15 protein-coding genes and 1 pseudogene are annotated in these 15780 nt (G+C 70.4%); 6 read left to right on the top strand and 10 right to left on the bottom strand.

Annotated elements, in window-relative coordinates; genetic code table 11:
- Window positions 1–14: 14 nt before the first annotated feature.
- The 5 genes from ACLJRM_RS25460 to ACLJRM_RS25480 form a co-directional block, all read right to left on the bottom strand.
- Window positions 15–422, bottom strand: coding sequence for a hypothetical protein (locus ACLJRM_RS25460; RefSeq protein WP_410664538.1), 408 nt, complete (start codon window positions 420–422; stop codon window positions 15–17).
- An 8-nt stretch (window positions 423–430) separates the two neighbouring features.
- The gene (locus ACLJRM_RS25465) at window positions 431–1879 is read right to left on the bottom strand and encodes a hypothetical protein (protein ID WP_410664472.1); all 1449 of its coding nucleotides are present in this window, start codon (window positions 1877–1879) and stop codon (window positions 431–433) included.
- A 424-nt stretch (window positions 1880–2303) separates the two neighbouring features.
- Window positions 2304–3161, bottom strand: coding sequence for an oxygenase MpaB family protein (locus tag ACLJRM_RS25470; RefSeq protein ID WP_410664473.1), 858 nt, complete (start codon window positions 3159–3161; stop codon window positions 2304–2306).
- Window positions 3158–3706, bottom strand: coding sequence for a TetR/AcrR family transcriptional regulator (locus ACLJRM_RS25475; RefSeq protein WP_410664539.1), 549 nt, complete (start codon window positions 3704–3706; stop codon window positions 3158–3160). The genes ACLJRM_RS25470 and ACLJRM_RS25475 overlap by 4 nt, the downstream gene beginning before the upstream one ends.
- Window positions 3703–5085, bottom strand: coding sequence for an amidase (locus tag ACLJRM_RS25480; RefSeq protein WP_410664474.1), 1383 nt, complete (start codon window positions 5083–5085; stop codon window positions 3703–3705). The genes ACLJRM_RS25475 and ACLJRM_RS25480 overlap by 4 nt, the downstream gene beginning before the upstream one ends.
- A 74-nt stretch (window positions 5086–5159) precedes the next feature.
- Between ACLJRM_RS25480 and ACLJRM_RS25485 the strand changes: the two genes are divergently transcribed.
- Window positions 5160–6164 carry a D-cysteine desulfhydrase family protein gene (locus ACLJRM_RS25485; protein WP_410664475.1) on the top strand — a complete coding sequence of 335 codons (1005 nt, stop codon included), beginning with the start codon at window positions 5160–5162 and terminating at the stop codon, window positions 6162–6164.
- 81 nt (window positions 6165–6245) lie between these two features.
- On the opposite strand, the pseudogene ACLJRM_RS25490 reads toward ACLJRM_RS25485, so the two are convergent.
- A pseudogene (locus ACLJRM_RS25490) lies at window positions 6246–6794 on the bottom strand (DUF998 domain-containing protein); the annotation flags it as partial.
- Window positions 6795–6847: 53 nt separating this feature from the next.
- Complete coding sequence (locus ACLJRM_RS25495; protein ID WP_410664476.1) at window positions 6848–7621, bottom strand: hypothetical protein; 774 nt, start codon at window positions 7619–7621, stop codon at window positions 6848–6850.
- Between the two features lie 62 nt (window positions 7622–7683).
- On the opposite strand from ACLJRM_RS25495, the gene ACLJRM_RS25500 reads away from it, so the two are divergent.
- Both ACLJRM_RS25500 and ACLJRM_RS25505 read left to right on the top strand, forming a co-directional pair.
- Window positions 7684–7893, top strand: coding sequence for a sigma factor-like helix-turn-helix DNA-binding protein (locus ACLJRM_RS25500; protein WP_004559389.1), 210 nt, complete (start codon window positions 7684–7686; stop codon window positions 7891–7893).
- A complete protein-coding gene (locus ACLJRM_RS25505; protein WP_410664477.1) occupies window positions 7893–8417 on the top strand; it encodes a Clp protease N-terminal domain-containing protein in 525 nt (174 codons plus the stop codon). The genes ACLJRM_RS25500 and ACLJRM_RS25505 overlap by 1 nt, the downstream gene beginning before the upstream one ends.
- A 79-nt stretch (window positions 8418–8496) precedes the next feature.
- Here the strand turns inward: ACLJRM_RS25505 and ACLJRM_RS25510 are convergent, their stop codons facing one another.
- On the bottom strand, window positions 8497–9129 hold the full coding sequence (locus tag ACLJRM_RS25510; RefSeq protein ID WP_101611971.1) for a YczE/YyaS/YitT family protein: 633 nt from the start codon (window positions 9127–9129) through the stop codon (window positions 8497–8499).
- Window positions 9130–9190: 61 nt separating this feature from the next.
- Here ACLJRM_RS25510 and ACLJRM_RS25515 point away from each other — a divergent pair, with 61 nt between their 5' ends.
- Window positions 9191–10645, top strand: a complete 1455-nt coding sequence (locus ACLJRM_RS25515) for a PLP-dependent aminotransferase family protein (protein WP_410664478.1) — start codon at window positions 9191–9193, stop codon at window positions 10643–10645.
- 446 nt (window positions 10646–11091) lie between these two features.
- Here ACLJRM_RS25515 and ACLJRM_RS25520 read toward each other — a convergent pair whose 3' ends face one another.
- Entirely contained in the window at window positions 11092–12183 is a 1092-nt protein-coding gene (locus tag ACLJRM_RS25520; protein WP_410664479.1) for a hypothetical protein, read from the bottom strand.
- A 365-nt stretch (window positions 12184–12548) separates the two neighbouring features.
- Here ACLJRM_RS25520 and ACLJRM_RS25525 point away from each other — a divergent pair, with 365 nt between their 5' ends.
- Complete coding sequence (locus ACLJRM_RS25525; RefSeq protein WP_410664480.1) at window positions 12549–13022, top strand: sigma-70 family RNA polymerase sigma factor; 474 nt, start codon at window positions 12549–12551, stop codon at window positions 13020–13022.
- Window positions 13023–13034: 12 nt separating this feature from the next.
- Here ACLJRM_RS25525 and ACLJRM_RS25530 read toward each other — a convergent pair whose 3' ends face one another.
- Window positions 13035–14198, bottom strand: coding sequence for a pyridoxal phosphate-dependent aminotransferase (locus ACLJRM_RS25530; protein WP_101611975.1), 1164 nt, complete (start codon window positions 14196–14198; stop codon window positions 13035–13037).
- 29 nt (window positions 14199–14227) lie between these two features.
- Here ACLJRM_RS25530 and ACLJRM_RS25535 point away from each other — a divergent pair, with 29 nt between their 5' ends.
- Window positions 14228–15526: a DUF445 domain-containing protein gene (locus tag ACLJRM_RS25535; protein WP_101611976.1), complete on the top strand. Its 1299-nt coding sequence runs from the start codon at window positions 14228–14230 to the stop codon at window positions 15524–15526.
- Window positions 15527–15780 lie beyond the last annotated feature (254 nt).

Below are 15780 nucleotides of genomic sequence, written 5' to 3' on the forward strand. Positions count from 1 at the left end.
CCGACCTCCCTCTCTTACTTGACCAGCAAAGGAAAAACGTGCTGCGTGGTACCGGACGGCCCGCGCAGTGAAACGGTGATCTCCCATTGCCCCGACATCGGCAGCAGGACGTCGCCGGTGCGGAACAGCCCCGGTGCCTGCGCGATCGCGGGTGACGGGGCGAGCGCGTGCCCCATCTGCGGCATCACCGGTTCGACGGTGACGACGTCCGGCGCGGCACCGGTGACGGTCAGCGCGAAGACATTGCCGCCCTGGTGCGGATCGGTGACCGACAACTCCACCGTGGACGCACCCCGGGTCGAACGCTGTACCCGTTCCCCGCCGCCGCTCGGCCACACCAGCCAGGCGACGATCGCCGCCGCGAGCACGGCGACCACCGAGATGAGCAGCACGGGTCTCCGTCTGTCGACTGTGGACTTCACTGTGGATGTCACTGGGGTGCGCCTCCTTGCGGGACTTCGAGCTGCATGGGCACGGTCAGCACCCGGTAGTCGCGTTCGGCCTGCAGCCAGATCCGGTACTTGCCGGGGGCGGCGAAGGTGTAGGTGAACGGGACGTCGGGGCCGTACGCGGCGACGGTCTCGTCGGGCCTTCCCGGCATACCGGGCGACTGCGGGATCATCGAGTGCACGTGGGCCCAGGTCGGCGCGGCAGCGGCATCCGCGCCGACCCGGCGATCGTCGGTTATCGGGCCGACGACGATCAGGTGGCCGAGCATGCCCAGCCACGGTTGGAGATCCGCCTTGCCGAACCGCGCGGTGATCGTGGTCGGCGTACCCGGCTTGATGTCGACCTCGACCGGATTCCCGTCGACGACCCGCGCACCCGCCCCGGTGGGCACGGGTTCGGCAGGGGCGTCGGTGCCGGCCGCGACCGGCAGGGTGGTGCGGACGAGTTGCACGCCACCGCCCCGCCGGGCGAGTTCCGCGGCGACGGCGTAGGTCCCGGCCTCGGGCGGCGTGAACTTCACCCGGTAGTCGCCGGGGCCGACGCGCACCGGATGCAGATGCCAGAGCCTTCCGGTCGGCGAGATGACGACGAGGTGGATCAAAGCGTTGTCGTGCACCAGAAGATCGTCGACCGGGCGGCCGGTCGCGCCGTCGGCCACGGCGAGCCGGACGTCGGCGAGGCTGCCCGCCTTGGGATTCGTGGAGTGCGCGGCGAGGTTCGCCGGAGGCCGCGAGAAGTCCACAGTGGACATCTGCGCGTTCGCGTACGGGTCCTGGACGTTGTCGATCGTCGGGTCCAGTGCCGCGCCCGGCGCGGGCGGCGCCGGGGTCGACGCCGAGAGCATCGCGCCGGTGACCGCGACCGCGAGCGCGGCGACCATCCCGCCGGCGGGGATCAGCGCGAGCTGCGGTCGTTTGACGCGCATCGCGACGACGAGGCCGATCACCAGGAACACGCCCGCGCCCACGAAGCCGCCGAAAGTGGCCTTCTCCCAGGGCGGGATGACCCTGGCCGGGACGATGAACGGGATCGACGCGGTGTCCGTGCCGTCGTCGAGGCCGAGTTCCCACGGCCCCGGCTGGTCGACCCGCAGCAGCGCCGGGTGGGCGCCGGGTTTCCCGTCCAGCTGGACCGTGGTTTCGGAAAACGTCGTTCCCGCGGCGGACGCGCGCAGTTTCAGCGTTCCCGGCGCGCTTCCGGCGTGCGTCACGACGTCGACGTGCAGCGGGCCGGGCGCGATGTCCATCCGCCGCAGGACGACCGTGAGATCCCGGGTGCCGAGCGTCTGCGCGACCTGGACGTCCGCCCCGCTCGACGCGCCGTCCGCCTGGGCGGTGCCGCTCAACAGCAAGGACGCCAGCGCGCAGAGCACGAGCACGCGGGCGATGACCAACGGCGCCGCGCGCCGCCCCCTCGGTGAATTCCCCATCCCGGCTGAAGTTAGCGACGAAGGCCGGGGAAAGCGTCACGGCGCGGAGTGAACCGGGGTCCCCCGTAAAGGGGACTGTGGCCCTTACTCCGACAGGGGGTGACCCTGGAAGTTGGCTAAGGGCGCCGGCTCCCTTCCGGGACGTCTTCGCGGCGAGGGTCTGGACCGGCCAGCGGGCGCCGGTCGGTCCCCGAGGGGCCACAGGGGACACTTTCTAGCGGCTACATGTCCGTTTGATGCCTGTCGCAAAGCGTGCAGATGGCCATCAATCGGACACCTTCCCGGCTGAAGGTGTCCACTGTGTACAGTCGGGATGCGGCAGGCTCTCGTCGGCCGGCCAGATTCTTGACGCTGAGGGCTCGGCGCGACCCGACCGCGAACACGACACGTTTGCCCTTCTCTCCAATAGAACCCGAATCACCACTCACGAGCCGCCCAGGAAACGGTACGCGCGCGGATGCGCACGGAACCACACGTTGAGCCTGCCGATCCGGCGGACGAGCGAGGACCGCAACGTCACCGGCACCAGTCCGCCGATCAGCCTCACCACGGCGCGAAACCGGTCGAACCGGCGCTGGTCCCTGTCTGTCCACTGTAGACCGAGACGATCGCGCAGCGCGGGCGGCAGCGTGCCGCGAAGGACGAACATCTGCCCTCGGTACTGCCACCGCTGCGGCCGGGTCCACCGCTTGTCGGGTAGCCACCGCCAGGGTTTCTTCACCGTCCGGATCGTCTCGAACAACGTCGAGATCGTCTCGTTCGGGCCGAAGCCGTCGATCATGTCCGCGTAGTACCGCTCGAATTCCGGCCATGTCCGCGGCAGGTCTTGCGCACGCAGGCCGAGCAGCCGTCCGACGTCGCACATCTGCGCGTAGTACTCGTCCAATTCGGGCGCTGTCATCGGGGTGCCGTAGAACCGTTGCGTGTCAACGGGAACCATGACGAGGGTGGCGTGCACCCAAGCGTAGGCGTGTGGGTTCAGCGCGCTGTACCGGCGGCCGTCGGCGTCGACCCCGGTGAACTCGCGATGCAGCGCGCGCAGCCGATCCGCTTCGTAACGAGCGCCTTCCGGGCCGCCGTAGATGTAGATGGACAGCGACGCGGCCGTGCGCATCAGGCGCGTCCACGGATCCTCGACGTAGTCGGAATGATCCCGGACCCCGGCCGCGACCACCGGATGGGCGACCTGCAGCACCAGCACCTGGCCCGCCATCAGCCCGGCCCGGAAGTCGCCGAAATACCTCCACGCCGCCGTCCCCTTGACGATCGGCGGACCGCTCATGACGCGCCGCGGATGAGCATCATCAACGGCTGCGCCACCCCGACGCCGTCGTCACCCGTGGCGAGCCTGCGCAACTGCAGCCCGGCGATCAGCGCCACGACCGGACCGGTCAGCCGCTCGGGTGACGGGACACCCAACGTTCGGAGGATCACCAGCGCGAGTTCGTCGTAGGCGGCGAAACACCGCGCGGCCGCGTCCTGGAGCCCGGGGTCGCGCGCGGCCTGCAGGTACAGCTCGTGCGCGCCGAGTTCGTCGGTGCCGAACGGAAGCTGCGTGATGACCTGTTCGACCACCGAGGCGGCTTGCTCGACGCTCAACCCCTGCTCGCGGTAGGCGTCGACGAACCCTGTCAGCTTCGTGGTCTCTTCCTCGACGAACAGCAGCATCGCCTCGCGCAGCAGCGCCGTCTGGCTGGGGAAGTGGTAGGTCAGCGTGCCGAGCGAGACACCGGCCGCGGTCGCGATCCGGCGGTTGGTCAGCCCGCCGACACCCTGTTCGCCGACGACCTTGAGCGCGGCGTGAAGGATGTTCTCGCGGGTGTTCACCAAGCGGTCTCGGGTTTGCGGTCCTGCCACCGTTCGACCTCTTCCAGTTGCGCGGCCAGCGAGATCAGCCGCTCCTCGCCGTGCGACGGGCCGAGGAGTTGCCCGCCCAGCGGCAGGCCTTCCGGGCTCAGCCCGGCGGGGACGTTGACCCCCGGCCAGCCCAGGACGTTCCACGGCCAAGCGTAGGGGCACGCGGCGATCATGGCCTGGTCGGTCTGCCAGCCGGTGAGCTTGTCGAAGGTGCCGATCCGCGGCGGTGGCGTCGCGGTGGTCGGCGTGAGCAGGACGTCCACCCGGCCGAATACCGAGCCGATCTGCCGCTGCAGCAACGGTTCCGTGGCCCTGGCGAGCCGCAGCGCCGGACCGGCGAGCGCCGAGCCCTGCCGCGCGTTGGCGCGAGTACGCGGGTCGAGCCGGGCCTGGTCCGGGACGCGACGGGACCAGTCACGCACGCCGACGAGCGAACGCGGCAGGAAGGTCAGGCCGATCAACCGGTAGTCGGGTTCGACCTCGACGATCTCGTGGCCGAGTTCGGCGAACCGCTCCGCGAGCCGGACGACGGCCGTGTGCGCGTCCGGGTCGAGCCGGGTTTTCGTGGTGGTGAAAGGGATCCGGGTCGACAGCCCGATGCGCAGCCTGCCCGGTTCGCGGCGGGCGGCGGCCTGGAACGCGGTCCCGGTTCCCGCAGCGACGTCGAGCAGCAGGGCCGCGTCGGTGACGGTGCGCGCGAGCGGGCCGACCACGGTCAGGCCGTGGAACAGTTCGCGTTCGGTCGGGACGCGGCCGCGCTGCGGTTTGATCCCGACCAGATCGGTCCACGCGGCCGGGATCCGGATCGACCCGGCCCCGTCGGAACCCAGCGCGGCGGCGATCACCCCCGACGCGATGGCCGCCGCCGCGCCGCCCGAGGAACCGCCCGGGGTGCGCTCGGTGTCCCACGGATTGCGGGTCGCGCCGAACGCCGGGCCTTCGGTGAACGGCCATTGGCCGAGTTCCGGGGTGTTGGTCTTGCCGATGAGCACCGCGCCCGCCCGGCGGAGCGCGGCGACGGGCGGGGAGTCCGCTGTCGCGACGGTGAAGTCGCCCTCGCAGCCGAACGCCGTGGGCAGTCCGGTGACGTCGAGGTCGTCCTTGATCGCGGTGGGGACGCCGAGCAGGGGAGCGGTCTCGCCGCCGGCCAACCGGCGGTCGGCGTCCTCGGCCTCGCGAAGGGCTTCTTCGGCGCGAAGGCATTTGAAGGCGTTGAGAGTGGGCTGACTGGCTTCGGCTCGTTCGAGCGCCAAGCGCGTGAGCTCGACAGAAGTCATGGCTCCGGTGGCGAGCATCGAGGCCTGTTCGGCCAGGCCGGTGAACGCGAGGTCCGGTTTCGAGGTGGTCATGGCTCCCCCTGCGTATCTCGTTCGTTCAAACGAACGATACCACCGAGTAGCCTCGGTGTGGTTACGTGACCTGCATGAACCTCGATCGTTTCCCTCGCGTCGACCTCGGCGGCCGTCCGACGCCGCTGCATCCGGCACCCCGGCTGGGCGAGGCTCTCGGCCTGCCGAACCTGCTGCTCAAACGGGACGACGTGCATCCGCTCGGCCAGGGCGGCAACAAGCTCCGCAAACTCGAGTTCCTGCTCGGCGCGGCGATCGAGGCCGGCGTCGACACGGTGATCACCTTCGGCGCGCTGCAGACCAATCACGGCCGCCAGACCGCCGCGGCCTGCGCGAAGCTCGGGTTGCGGTGCGAACTCGTGCTCACCGCGAAGGTTCCTCGCGACGGTGAAGCGTACGAACAGTCCGGCAATGTCCTGCTCGACCACCTCTTCGGCGCGAACGTGCACGTCTGCCGCGACGGGGAGGAGACCGGCAAGACCTACGACCGGCTGATCACCGAGGCCGCGGCCGAGGGGCGCGAGGTGGCCACGTTCCCTGTCGGCGGTTCCGACGCTGTCGGCGCGCTCGGGTACGTGGCGGCCGCGAGGGAGATCGCCGGGCAACTCGCCGACCGCGGTGTCACCAAGGCGCGGCTGGTCGTTCCGCACGCCAGCGGCGGGACGTCGGCCGGGCTCCTCGCCGGGACGGCGGACCTCGACTGGCTGACGCTCGACGTCGCCTGCGTCAGTCACCCGGTCGACGAAGCCCTGGACAACCTCGCCGACCTCACCACCGCGGTCTCCGCGTTGCTGGGGACCGAGCCGCCGTCACTCGAAGGTCTGCGCATCGACGACCGCGCGATCGGCCCCGGCTACGGGATCCCGACCGTCGGCACGTGGGACGCGGTGCGGCTTTTCGGCCGCACGGAAGGGATCGCGCTCGATCCCGTGTACACCGGCAAGGTGGCCGCCACGCTGGTCGATTGGGCTGCTGAAGGCCATTTCGCGGCCGACGAGCACGTCGTTTTCCTGCACACGGGCGGTTCGCCCGGACTGTACGGTTACGCCCCCGAATTCACCGGCACGGTGCGCGGCTGACGCGACCTTCAGCATCCCGCCGATCAGGATCACGTGCGCCACCAGCGAAAGCCGCTGCGCGACGCCGACCGGGAAGATGTCGGTCAGCGTCATGAAGAACGGGATGTCGGACAGGCGCACGAAGATGAAGGTGAGCCCGAAGACGATCAGCCCCGCCGCGCTGCCCCAGGCCAGGCGGCCGACCTGCCTGGCCGCGGGGGTGCCGCGCAGGTTGTCGCGGAGGGTGAATCCGGCGGCGGGCAGGCTGAGGAACGCGATGAGACACGCGTACAGGTGGATCTCGCCGCTGACCGGGTCCGGGTATTCGGGGTAGCTCGCGGGGAAGATCGCGGCCGCCGCCAGCCCCAGTGACCACAGCACGAACAGCAGTTTCGTGGTGCGGCTGAGCGGGATCCCGGCCGCGGCCAGCGCGCCGAGCGCGGTGAGCGAGCCGATGGACAGGGAGAGCACGCTGGCCCCGAGCATGCCCGTGCCGCGGTCGACGTAGGCGTAGCTGGACAGCGTGTCGAAAACCGGATCGCGTGAGCTGATCAGATGCAGCACGACCATGGTGACCAACGCCCAGCCGATGGCCGCGCCCGACGCGATCAGCCAAGGCTTGGTCCGCGATCTCTCCCCAGGGAACGTCATGCGTCCAGCGTGCTCGCGAGGCCGCGGATTTCCGATCCGGGAAGCCCCCGGTTTTACCCTGGGGCTAACCCTAACTCGACCACTACCAGTAGCTGGTCATCGTGCCTTTTCGCCCGGGGCCAGCGTTCGCCGTCCGGGTCCTGTTTCTCCGCCGTGCGCACCGCGTCGAGGACCGCGTCCGGACCACGCTTCCGGCTCATGGCGAGGACTTCGGGCCAGTCGAACAGGCCGTACTCGTCGACGCCGATCGCGACACCGTCCGTCGCCAGCAGGAGGGCTTCGACCTCCGAGCGCGGCCAGCTGCGGCGCACGGCTTCCGTGGCGGCTTTCGGCTCCGCCTCGGCGACCCAGAAGCCACCCGGCGCGTTGCGTTTCGCGCGGACGTCGGCCCCGGTGCGGAGCTGGCCACTGTCGCGCAGCGTGGCCAGCCTGTCGTCGGTGAGCGGGTCGGCGCCGGAAGGCCCGAAGGCGATGATGGGGCTGTCGGCGAGCACCAGTCCGTCGACGGTGTCGTCCGTCCAGCGCGCGATCGAGACCGTGCTCGATGGCGAGTGCCCCGGTTCGAGACCTTCGCGCCGGGCGACGTCGGCGATCGACCCGGCCAGCAGTGCCGCGAGATCCGCCTCTGGTTCAGCGCTCAGCGCCTGCGAAAGGCTGCGCACGAGCAGGCTCGCGTACCAGCCGCCGGGTGGCAGATCCGGATGCGGCGAGGTCGCCCCGTCGAGGATCACCACGGCGTTGTCGAGTACGGCGACGTGGTCTTCGGTCGGGCGCGGTGCTCCGTCCGCGCCTACTCCGTCCCTTTCCGCCACTGCGATTTCGGCCATGTCCCCGACCCTAACTGTCAACTGAAGTTGACGTCGGCGTCATGTCAACGTAGGTTGACATCATGACCGAAGCGACAGATCTGGCCGCGCGAGCCGGTGACCGTGATCCCCGGGTGGGGTTGCGCGCCGTCGCGGCTTTGCGCCGGCTGTTGGAACAACTCGAGGCCGTGCAGGTCCGCAGCGCGCGGGTGCACGGCTGGTCCTGGCAGGAGATCGCGGCCGAGCTGGGGGTCAGCAGGCAAGCGGTGCACAAGAAGTACGGGAGGCACTGATGTTCGAACGGTTCACCACCGAACTCCGCGAGGTCGTCATCGGGGCTCAGCGCGTCGCGTCGGACGAGGCCGCCTCGAACGTCGACCCGTTGCACCTGCTGACGTCACTCGCCCGGCACACCGGCGTGCTCGCCACGCTGGGCTGCCCGGCGGACGAGCTGGCCGACGACCTCCGCCGCGTCCGCCGCCGCGGCGGGATGAGCGACGCCGATGTCGAAGCGCTGAGCGGGTTCGGCATCGACGTCGAGCACATCGTCGAGCGGGTCGAGCAGACTCACGGGCCCGGTGCGCTGACCGGGGGGCAGCGCGGCGGGCGAGGCCATCGGCCGTTCACGCAGGAGGCGAAGAAGCTGCTGGAGAAGAGCCTTCGCGAAGCCATCGATGTCGGCGACAAGCGGATCGAGGCCGAGCACCTCCTGCTCGCGCTGACCGCCGTTCCCGGCCCGGCGGCCGACGTCCTCGCGCAGCGGGGCATCGACTACCTCGCCGTCCGGCGCCTGCTGGAGCAGCGGGCGGCCAGCTAGCGGGGGCTGAAGGACGCTTTCCCCGCATGTCATGCGGGGAAAGCGCCCTTCGCCGCGTGCGACGCGGGGAAAGTCCCCTTCAGCTCCGTGCGCGCTCGCGCCAGACGACGTACGGCAGGAACGCCTGCGTCAGCGGTCCGATGGCGAGCGCGTAGAGGATCGTGCCGACGCCGACCGTGCCGCCGAGCAGCCAGCCCGCGGCGAGGACAGTGATCTCGATGAGGGTCCGGACGAGGCGGATCGACCTGCCCGTCCGGGCCGCGAGACCGGTCATCAGCCCGTCGCGCGGGCCGGGCCCGAGCCGCGCGCCGACGTAGATCGCGGCGGCGAGACCGTTGAGCACGACGCCGGCGACCAGGTTGACGATCTGCCAGCCGAGGACGTGCTGGTCGGGCAGGAAGATCCGCACGAGGTCCACGGTGAGCGAGATGACCACGATGTTGGCGGCGGTGCCGATGCCGGGCCGCTGCCGCAGGGGGATCCACAACAGCAGCACCAGGACCGAAGCGATCGCGGTGACCGTGCCGAACGACAGGCCGGTGATCTTCATCAGGCCTTCGTGCAGCACGTCCCACGGGTCGAGGCCGAGGCCCGACCTGGTCAGCATGGCCATGCTGGCGCCGTAGAGGGCCAGCCCGCCGACGAGCTGGATCGAGCGGCGGGTGGTGTCTTGGGAGATGCCGACGGGGCGGAGATCGAGTGTAAGTGCCACGAATGCACCATCAGGGGTAAGTGGCTATCTTGACCATGGCCAATCTGGAACAATTGGTCTTATGGAACCGCTGACCCCGCTGACTGGACGCGTTTCGGGCCTAAAATTGGCCACTTTGCTGGGAAGTTGGCGGCAGAGTGGTTCTCGACACGGTGCCGCGGATCTCGCGGCGGCGGTCGAGCTGCTGGTCCTCGACGGCAGGCTGCCGCTCGGCACGAAACTCCCGGCCGAACGGGAGCTCGCCGAAGCGCTGGAGGTCAGCCGCACGCTGATCGGTGCCGCGCTGGACAAGCTGCGGGCCGACGGGCTGGTCGCCAGCCGTCGCGGGGCGGGCTCCTGGATCGCGGCTCCCGGCGGGCGCGGGCGGGACGCGATCCTGCCGTCCGGGGAGGACCTGATCGACCTCGCCCAGGCCTGTCCGCCCGCCATCGCCGGTCTGGTCCCCGCCGTGGACGCCGCGCGGAAGGCGCTGGTGGATCACCTCGGCGAGAACGGCTATCACGTACGCGGGCTGCGGGTCCTGCGCGAGCGGATCGCCCGCCGCTACACCGACCGCGGCCTGCCGACCAACGCCGATCAGGTGATGATCACCAACGGCGCGCACCACGCGTTCGTGCAGGTCCTGCGCATGCTGGCCGGTCCGGGCGACCGGGTGCTGGTCGAGCAGCCGACGTATCCGAACGCCCTCGAAGCCATCGCCGCGGCGCACGCCATCCCGGTCCCGGTGCCGCTCGATCCGGCCACCGGCTGGGACATCGTCGGGATCGAGGCCGCGCTGCGGCAATCCGCGCCGAGGCTCGCGTACTTCGTCGCGGACTTCCAGAACCCGACCGGCCTGCGCCTGGACGCCGTCGGCAGGGAGCGGCTCGCGGCCGCGCTGAGCCGCGCGCGGACGCCGGCGATCATCGACGAGACGCTGGTCGAACTGGATCTCGAAGGCGATCCCGCCGACGGGCCGCCGCCGCTGGGCGCGTTCGCGGGCGATCTCGGCATCACGATCGGCTCGGCGTCGAAATCGCATTGGGCCGGGCTGCGGCTCGGCTGGATCCGCGCTTCGGAGGACGTCATCGGCAGGCTGGTCGCGGCCCGTTTCGCCGTCGACCTGGGGTCCCCGGTCTTCGAGCAACTGGTCCTCGCCGAGCTGCTCGACGACGGCGGGGCCGCGCTGGCGCACCGTCGCGACGAGACGCTGGCCCTGCGCGACGCGCTGACCGGGGCGCTGAACTGGTACTGCCCCGAGTGGACGTTCACCGTGCCGCCCGGCGGGCTTTCGCTCTGGTGCCGTCTTCCGGAGCCGATGAGCACGCGCCTGGCCGTCGCGGCGGCGGGACACGGGGTGCAGGTGGCGCCGGGCTCGCGTTTCGGGGTCCACGGTGGACTGGAGCGCTGGCTGCGGCTGCCGTACGCGCTCCCGGCGGACAGGCTCTTCGAGGCCGTGCGGCGGCTGGGCGCGGCCGCCGCCTCGGTGGCCGCCACTCCGGCCACGGCAGCTCCCGTGGCCGTCCAGGTCACCTGATGGGAAAACGGAAATAGCCGGTGCGCCGGCGGGGCGGCCGATGCTCCAGGGAGGGCATCGGCGCCGCACGACCAGCGCACCGGCTATCCGGCCCGCCCCGAGACCGGAATCTCGGGACGGGCACCGCGGCGGTTACCCGGCACAGCCCCTCGACGTGCCGGGAACCGCCCGCGGTTCAGGTGGTCTTCGAGCTTGGCCGGCTCCTGCTCGGCGCGGTGAGCAGAAGCCCCCGAAGTCCACCCGGTGCTGGTCCCGGCGCCGCCCCAGGGGCAGTGCGGCGCCGGGGCCGGGATCCGAACCGGCCGGGCGCGGTCGGCCGTTCGGGAAGACAAGGGGTTACCTGAACGAGGGCAGGCGAAAGCGACTTCTGCCAGGGATTTCAGCGGACGTCGAAAACCGAAGTTGATCTTGGTTTGGACGTGGTTCTCCCCGGCGACCCGGTCAGGTCAGTCGGGGGAGGTGGTGGGAAGCGCGGCTTCCCGGCCGGTGCGCTCGCCTTCGTGATCGCAGCCTGCTCCGAGGAGTTTCAGCTGCGTGGCGGGGATTCCGGCGTCGAGCACGGCGAGCGGCCCGCGGCCGCCGCCGGAGTGGTCGTGCCCGGGCTGGGCGCTCGTCGTGGGCGCGAGCGGGGCCACGGGGGCGTTCGGCAGGCCACCGCCGCCGCCCGAACCGCCGCCGTCCGGGGACGCGTGCGTGTCGGATTCGGCGGGCGCGGGCGGAGCGGGCTGGGCGTCGTCGAGCTTGACCCGGAGCGGCAGGACGACGCGGTGGCTCTGGGGCGCCGCCGCCGGAGCGGGCGTTTCGGCGGGGACGAACGGACGCGGGTCCGGGGTGATCGGCGCGGGCGCGTTCGTCGCGATGTTCTTGGCCGGGACGGCGATGGTGACCGAGCCGCTCGCCGACTCACCCGAGCCGCCGCCGAAGACGGGGTCGAGCATGTCGCCGGTACCCGGCAGGATCACCGGGGGACCCGCCCCGCAGCACGGATTCGGCGTGACGATCGGCGCGACGACATGTTCGCCGATCCCGCCGACGACCCCGCCGACGGTTTCGACGACGCCGCCGACCGTGTTCGTGACGAGGTCCAGCACGCCGCCGATGAGGCCGCCCAGCAAACCGTTGGCGGCCTGGGGCTTCGCGGTCTTCTTCTCCGGCTCCGGCGAAGAAGACTTCTCGAGGGAACTCGCACTCGAAACGGCCTTGTCCTCGACGGTGGCCTCAGGCTCCTCGCTCGAAGCGGGAGCGGGCTCTTCCTTCGGGGTTTCGGGCTTCGGGGTTTCGGTGCTTTCGACGGGTTTCGTGGTTTCGGCCGAGCCGGAGTCCGAAGTGGACTCCTTAGGCGTGGTCGACTTCCCGGATTCGGGCTGGACCACCGAGGTCTCCGGCGTCACGGGGGTCTGCTCGTCGGCCGAAGCCGGAGTGCTCAAGACCGCGCCGAGGATCCAGCCGGTGAGCGCGAGCCCGCCCGCGAAGAGGATTCGCGCGCCGGTTTTCGGGGCCCTGAGACCACGACGGGGTACGACTGCCGCACCACTCACAGCAATCACCACCGTCCGCGCCTGAAACCCACGTTTTCCGCGTGAGTTCGATCTTGCTTGGGGTCTCTTCCGGTCAGGTCGCAGTTCCCCCGGGGCTGCACCAGTTTTAGCACCGGAGGGGAGTGTTTCACCTCTGCCGCCGCTGATCCAGCCCGTTAGGCGGAACGACGCAACCGGCTCCGGTGCATGGAGTACCGAAGTTGATCACTCTCGGTGTGTGCCCGGCGGCCATCCGGGCACGGGTGGAACTACTCAAATACTCGGTGACCTGACCTTTTCCGGATCCCCGCTGCGGTGCGTGCCGTCAAAGTCGCGTTCGGTGATCGAGGTGGCGGACGCGAGCCGCCGGGACGGGAGAGTCCGCGATGTGGGACGTGAACGCGGTGTCGGCGGCGGTGCTCGGGGTGCTGAAGACCTATCGCCTGAGTGAAGCCGACGCCAGGGACGTCTGTCAGGACGCTTGGCTGGACCTGCTCCGCGCGCCGGGCGCGCTGCGTGACGAAGCGAAGCTCCGGGCCTGGCTGACGACCACCGCGCGGCGCCGCGCGCTCCGGATGATCACCAGGAACAGGCGCGAAACGCCGCGTCCGCTCCCGGGACCGGAAACGACCCCGGAGACCGAGGTCGTCCGGGCCGCCCGCGACCGCGCGCTGTGGGCGGCGGTCGATCGCCTGCCGGACGTGCACCGGCGGCTGATGTGGCTGCTCGCCCACCGGCCGGAGCTGTCCTACGTCCAGCTCGCCGGGGAACTGGGGATCAGCCCGGCCAGCGTGGGCAGGGTGCGAAGACGATGTCTGGACCGGCTCAAGCGTGCGCTGGAAGTCGGCGGCTGGAGCTGAACATCGGACGAGTCACCGGAGTTTGCGCAATCGGGTGACCGCTTCGTCGATGACCTCGTTGCGCTTGCAGAACGCGAAACGCAGGAGGTGTTTCCACTCTTCCGGGTGATCGGTGAACACCTTTACGGGCACGGCCGCCACGCCCACCCGTTCGGGGAGTTCCCAAGCCAGTTCCGCGGCGTCGTCGAAGCCGAGCGGGCGGACGTCGACGCAGATGAAGTACGTCCCGGCGGTCGGCCGGACCGCGAAGCCCGCCTCCGCGAGGCCCGCGGCGAGCCGGTCCCGCTTGCCCTGCAGGCTCGTGCGCAGCTCTTCGGCCCACGGCAGTTCGTGGTCCAGCGCGTGCGCGACGGCCGGTTGCAACGGTCCGCCCGAGACGAAGGTGATGAACTGCTTCGCCGCCTTCACCGCCGCGACCAGCTCGGGGCTCGCGCAGACCCAGCCGATCTTCCAGCCGGTGCAGTTGAACGTCTTGCCCGCGCTGGAGATCGAGACCGTGCGGTCCCGCATGCCGGGCAGGGTCGCGAGCGGGGTGTGCTCGGCGTCGTCGAAGACCAGGTGCTCGTACACCTCGTCGGTGATCGCGATCAGGTCGTGCGTCACGCAGAGCGCGGCGACGGCTTCCAGCTCGGCGCGCGTGAACACCGTGCCGGTCGGGTTGTGCGGCGAGTTGATCAGGATCGCCCTGGTCCGATCGGTCACCGCGGCCCGCAGGCCCTCGAGGTCCAGCGCGAACCGGCCGTCACGTTCCACCAGGCCGACGACGCGGCGTTCCGCGCCCGCCATGGCGACGGCGGCCGCGTACGAGTCGTAGTACGGCTCGATGACGATGACCTCGTCGCCGGCCTGCGTCAGCGCGATGAGCGACGCCGCGATGGCCTCGGTGGCCCCGGCGGTGACCAGGATCTCCGTGTCGGGGTCGTACTCGACGCCGTAGCGGCGGCGGTGCCGCGCGATCGCCGCGCGCAGCTCCGGGCGTCCCGGCCCCGGCGGGTACTGGTTCGCGCCCCCGAACAGCGCGTTCTTGGCGGCGTCGAGCATTCCGGCGGGCCCGTCGGTGTCGGGAAAACCCTGGCCGAGGTTGACGGCTTCGTGGCGGACGGCCAGTGCCGTCATCTCCGCGAAGATGGTCGACGTGAAGGGCTGGAGGCGGGGTACGAGGACAGGTTCGCGCACGATCAGCCATCCTCACGGACAATGGCCCTGTGGAGCAACTGACGCCCGCCAAGGTGACCCCAGCCGATCCGCCCGGTGGAACCGCCGCCGAGGAGGAGAAGAGCCGCGGCCTGCGCAAGATGAAGATGGTCGCGCTGTCGTTCCTGCTCGGGGCGACGGTGATCTTCCTGCTGACCAGCTGGGCCGAGGCCGCGGGCTGGCCGGGCTGGGTCGGCTACGTCCGCGCCGCCGCCGAAGCCGGGATGGTCGGCGCGCTCGCCGACTGGTTCGCGGTGACCGCGCTGTTCCGGCATCCGCTGGGGATCAAGATCCCGCACACCGCGATCATCCCGAACAAGAAGGACGCGCTGGGCAGCAGCCTCGGCGACTTCGTCGGCTCGAACTTCCTGTCCGAGTCGGTGATCCGCGAGAAGCTGAGCCGGGTCGAGGTCTCGAAGCGGCTCGGCGGGTGGCTTTCGCAGCCGCAGAACGCCGAACGCGTGACGTCCGAACTGGCCACCGTCGTCCGGGCCGCGGTCAAGGTGCTCCGCGACGAAGACGTCCAGGCGATCATGGAACAGGCCGTGGTCAAGCGGATCGTGGACAAGCCGTGGGGCCCGCCGCTCGGCAAGATCCTGGAAGGCGTGTTCGCCGACGGGGCGCACCACAAGCTGGTGGACCTGATGTGCGACCGCGCCTACGAATGGGTGCGGGACAACCACACGACGATGCTGCGCGTGGTCTCGGACCGGGCGCCGAGCTGGTCGCCGAAGTTCGTCGACGAGATGCTCGCGGACAAGGTCTACGGCGAGGTGCTGTCCTTCGTGTGGGCGGTGAAGACCGACGTCAACCACCCGATGCGGCTGGCGGTGGACAAGTTCCTCGGTGAGTTCGCCCTCGACCTGCAGACCAACCCCGAGGTGATGGCGCGCGCCGAGCAGGTCAAGTCCCAGATGCTGGGGCACGACGAGGTGCAGAAGCTGATCGGCTCGGCCTGGGCGACGGCGAAGGACATGCTCCTCACCGCCGCCGAGGACCCGTCGAGCGAGCTGCGGCGCCGGGTGCGCACCGGACTCGAGGCACTGGGCGAGCGGCTGGTCTCCGACGACCACATCCGGTCCAAGGTGGACAACTGGGTGGAGGGCGCGGCGGCCTATCTGGTCACCAACTACTCCCGCGAGATCACCGGGATCATCACCGACACCGTGGAGCGCTGGGACGCCGAGGAGACCTCGCGCAAGATCGAGCTCCAGGTGGGCCGGGATCTGCAGTTCATCCGGATCAACGGCACGGTGGTCGGCGCGCTCGCCGGTCTGGTCATCTACGCGGTCGCGCAGCTGCTCTTCTGAGCGGCGGCACCTATACCACACTCCGGAGGCCCTTCCGGGAGTTGTCCACAGGAAGTGGAGTCATCCCCAGGGTTATCCACAGCTTTTCACGTCTTTGGCCTAACGGTGTGCACAACCCCTGGGGGTAACTCGGGGGTGGGTGACCCCAGAAGTTGTGGTCGCGTGGGTACAAGGACGGGAGCTGAAGGGGCCTTTCCCCGCATGCGATGGGGTGAAAGCGCCCTTCGCCGCGTGACATGCGGGGAAAGGCCCCT

The organism is Amycolatopsis sp. lyj-84, from assembly GCF_046549075.1.
Lineage (GTDB): Bacteria > Actinomycetota > Actinomycetes > Mycobacteriales > Pseudonocardiaceae > Amycolatopsis.

Coding starts and splice junctions, on each gene's coding strand:
- ACLJRM_RS25485 (WP_410664475.1), top strand. CDS start 5,160: ATGAACCTCGATCGTTTCCCTCGCGTCGACCTCGGCGGCCGTCCGACG.
- ACLJRM_RS25480 (WP_410664474.1), bottom strand. CDS start 5,085: ATGACCACCTCGAAACCGGACCTCGCGTTCACCGGCCTGGCCGAACAG.
- ACLJRM_RS25505 (WP_410664477.1), top strand. CDS start 7,893: ATGTTCGAACGGTTCACCACCGAACTCCGCGAGGTCGTCATCGGGGCT.
- ACLJRM_RS25495 (WP_410664476.1), bottom strand. CDS start 7,621: ATGGCCGAAATCGCAGTGGCGGAAAGGGACGGAGTAGGCGCGGACGGA.
- ACLJRM_RS25500 (WP_004559389.1), top strand. CDS start 7,684: ATGACCGAAGCGACAGATCTGGCCGCGCGAGCCGGTGACCGTGATCCC.
- ACLJRM_RS25470 (WP_410664473.1), bottom strand. CDS start 3,161: ATGAGCGGTCCGCCGATCGTCAAGGGGACGGCGGCGTGGAGGTATTTC.
- ACLJRM_RS25525 (WP_410664480.1), top strand. CDS start 12,549: ATGTGGGACGTGAACGCGGTGTCGGCGGCGGTGCTCGGGGTGCTGAAG.
- ACLJRM_RS25465 (WP_410664472.1), bottom strand. CDS start 1,879: ATGGGGAATTCACCGAGGGGGCGGCGCGCGGCGCCGTTGGTCATCGCC.
- ACLJRM_RS25515 (WP_410664478.1), top strand. CDS start 9,191: ATGGAACCGCTGACCCCGCTGACTGGACGCGTTTCGGGCCTAAAATTG.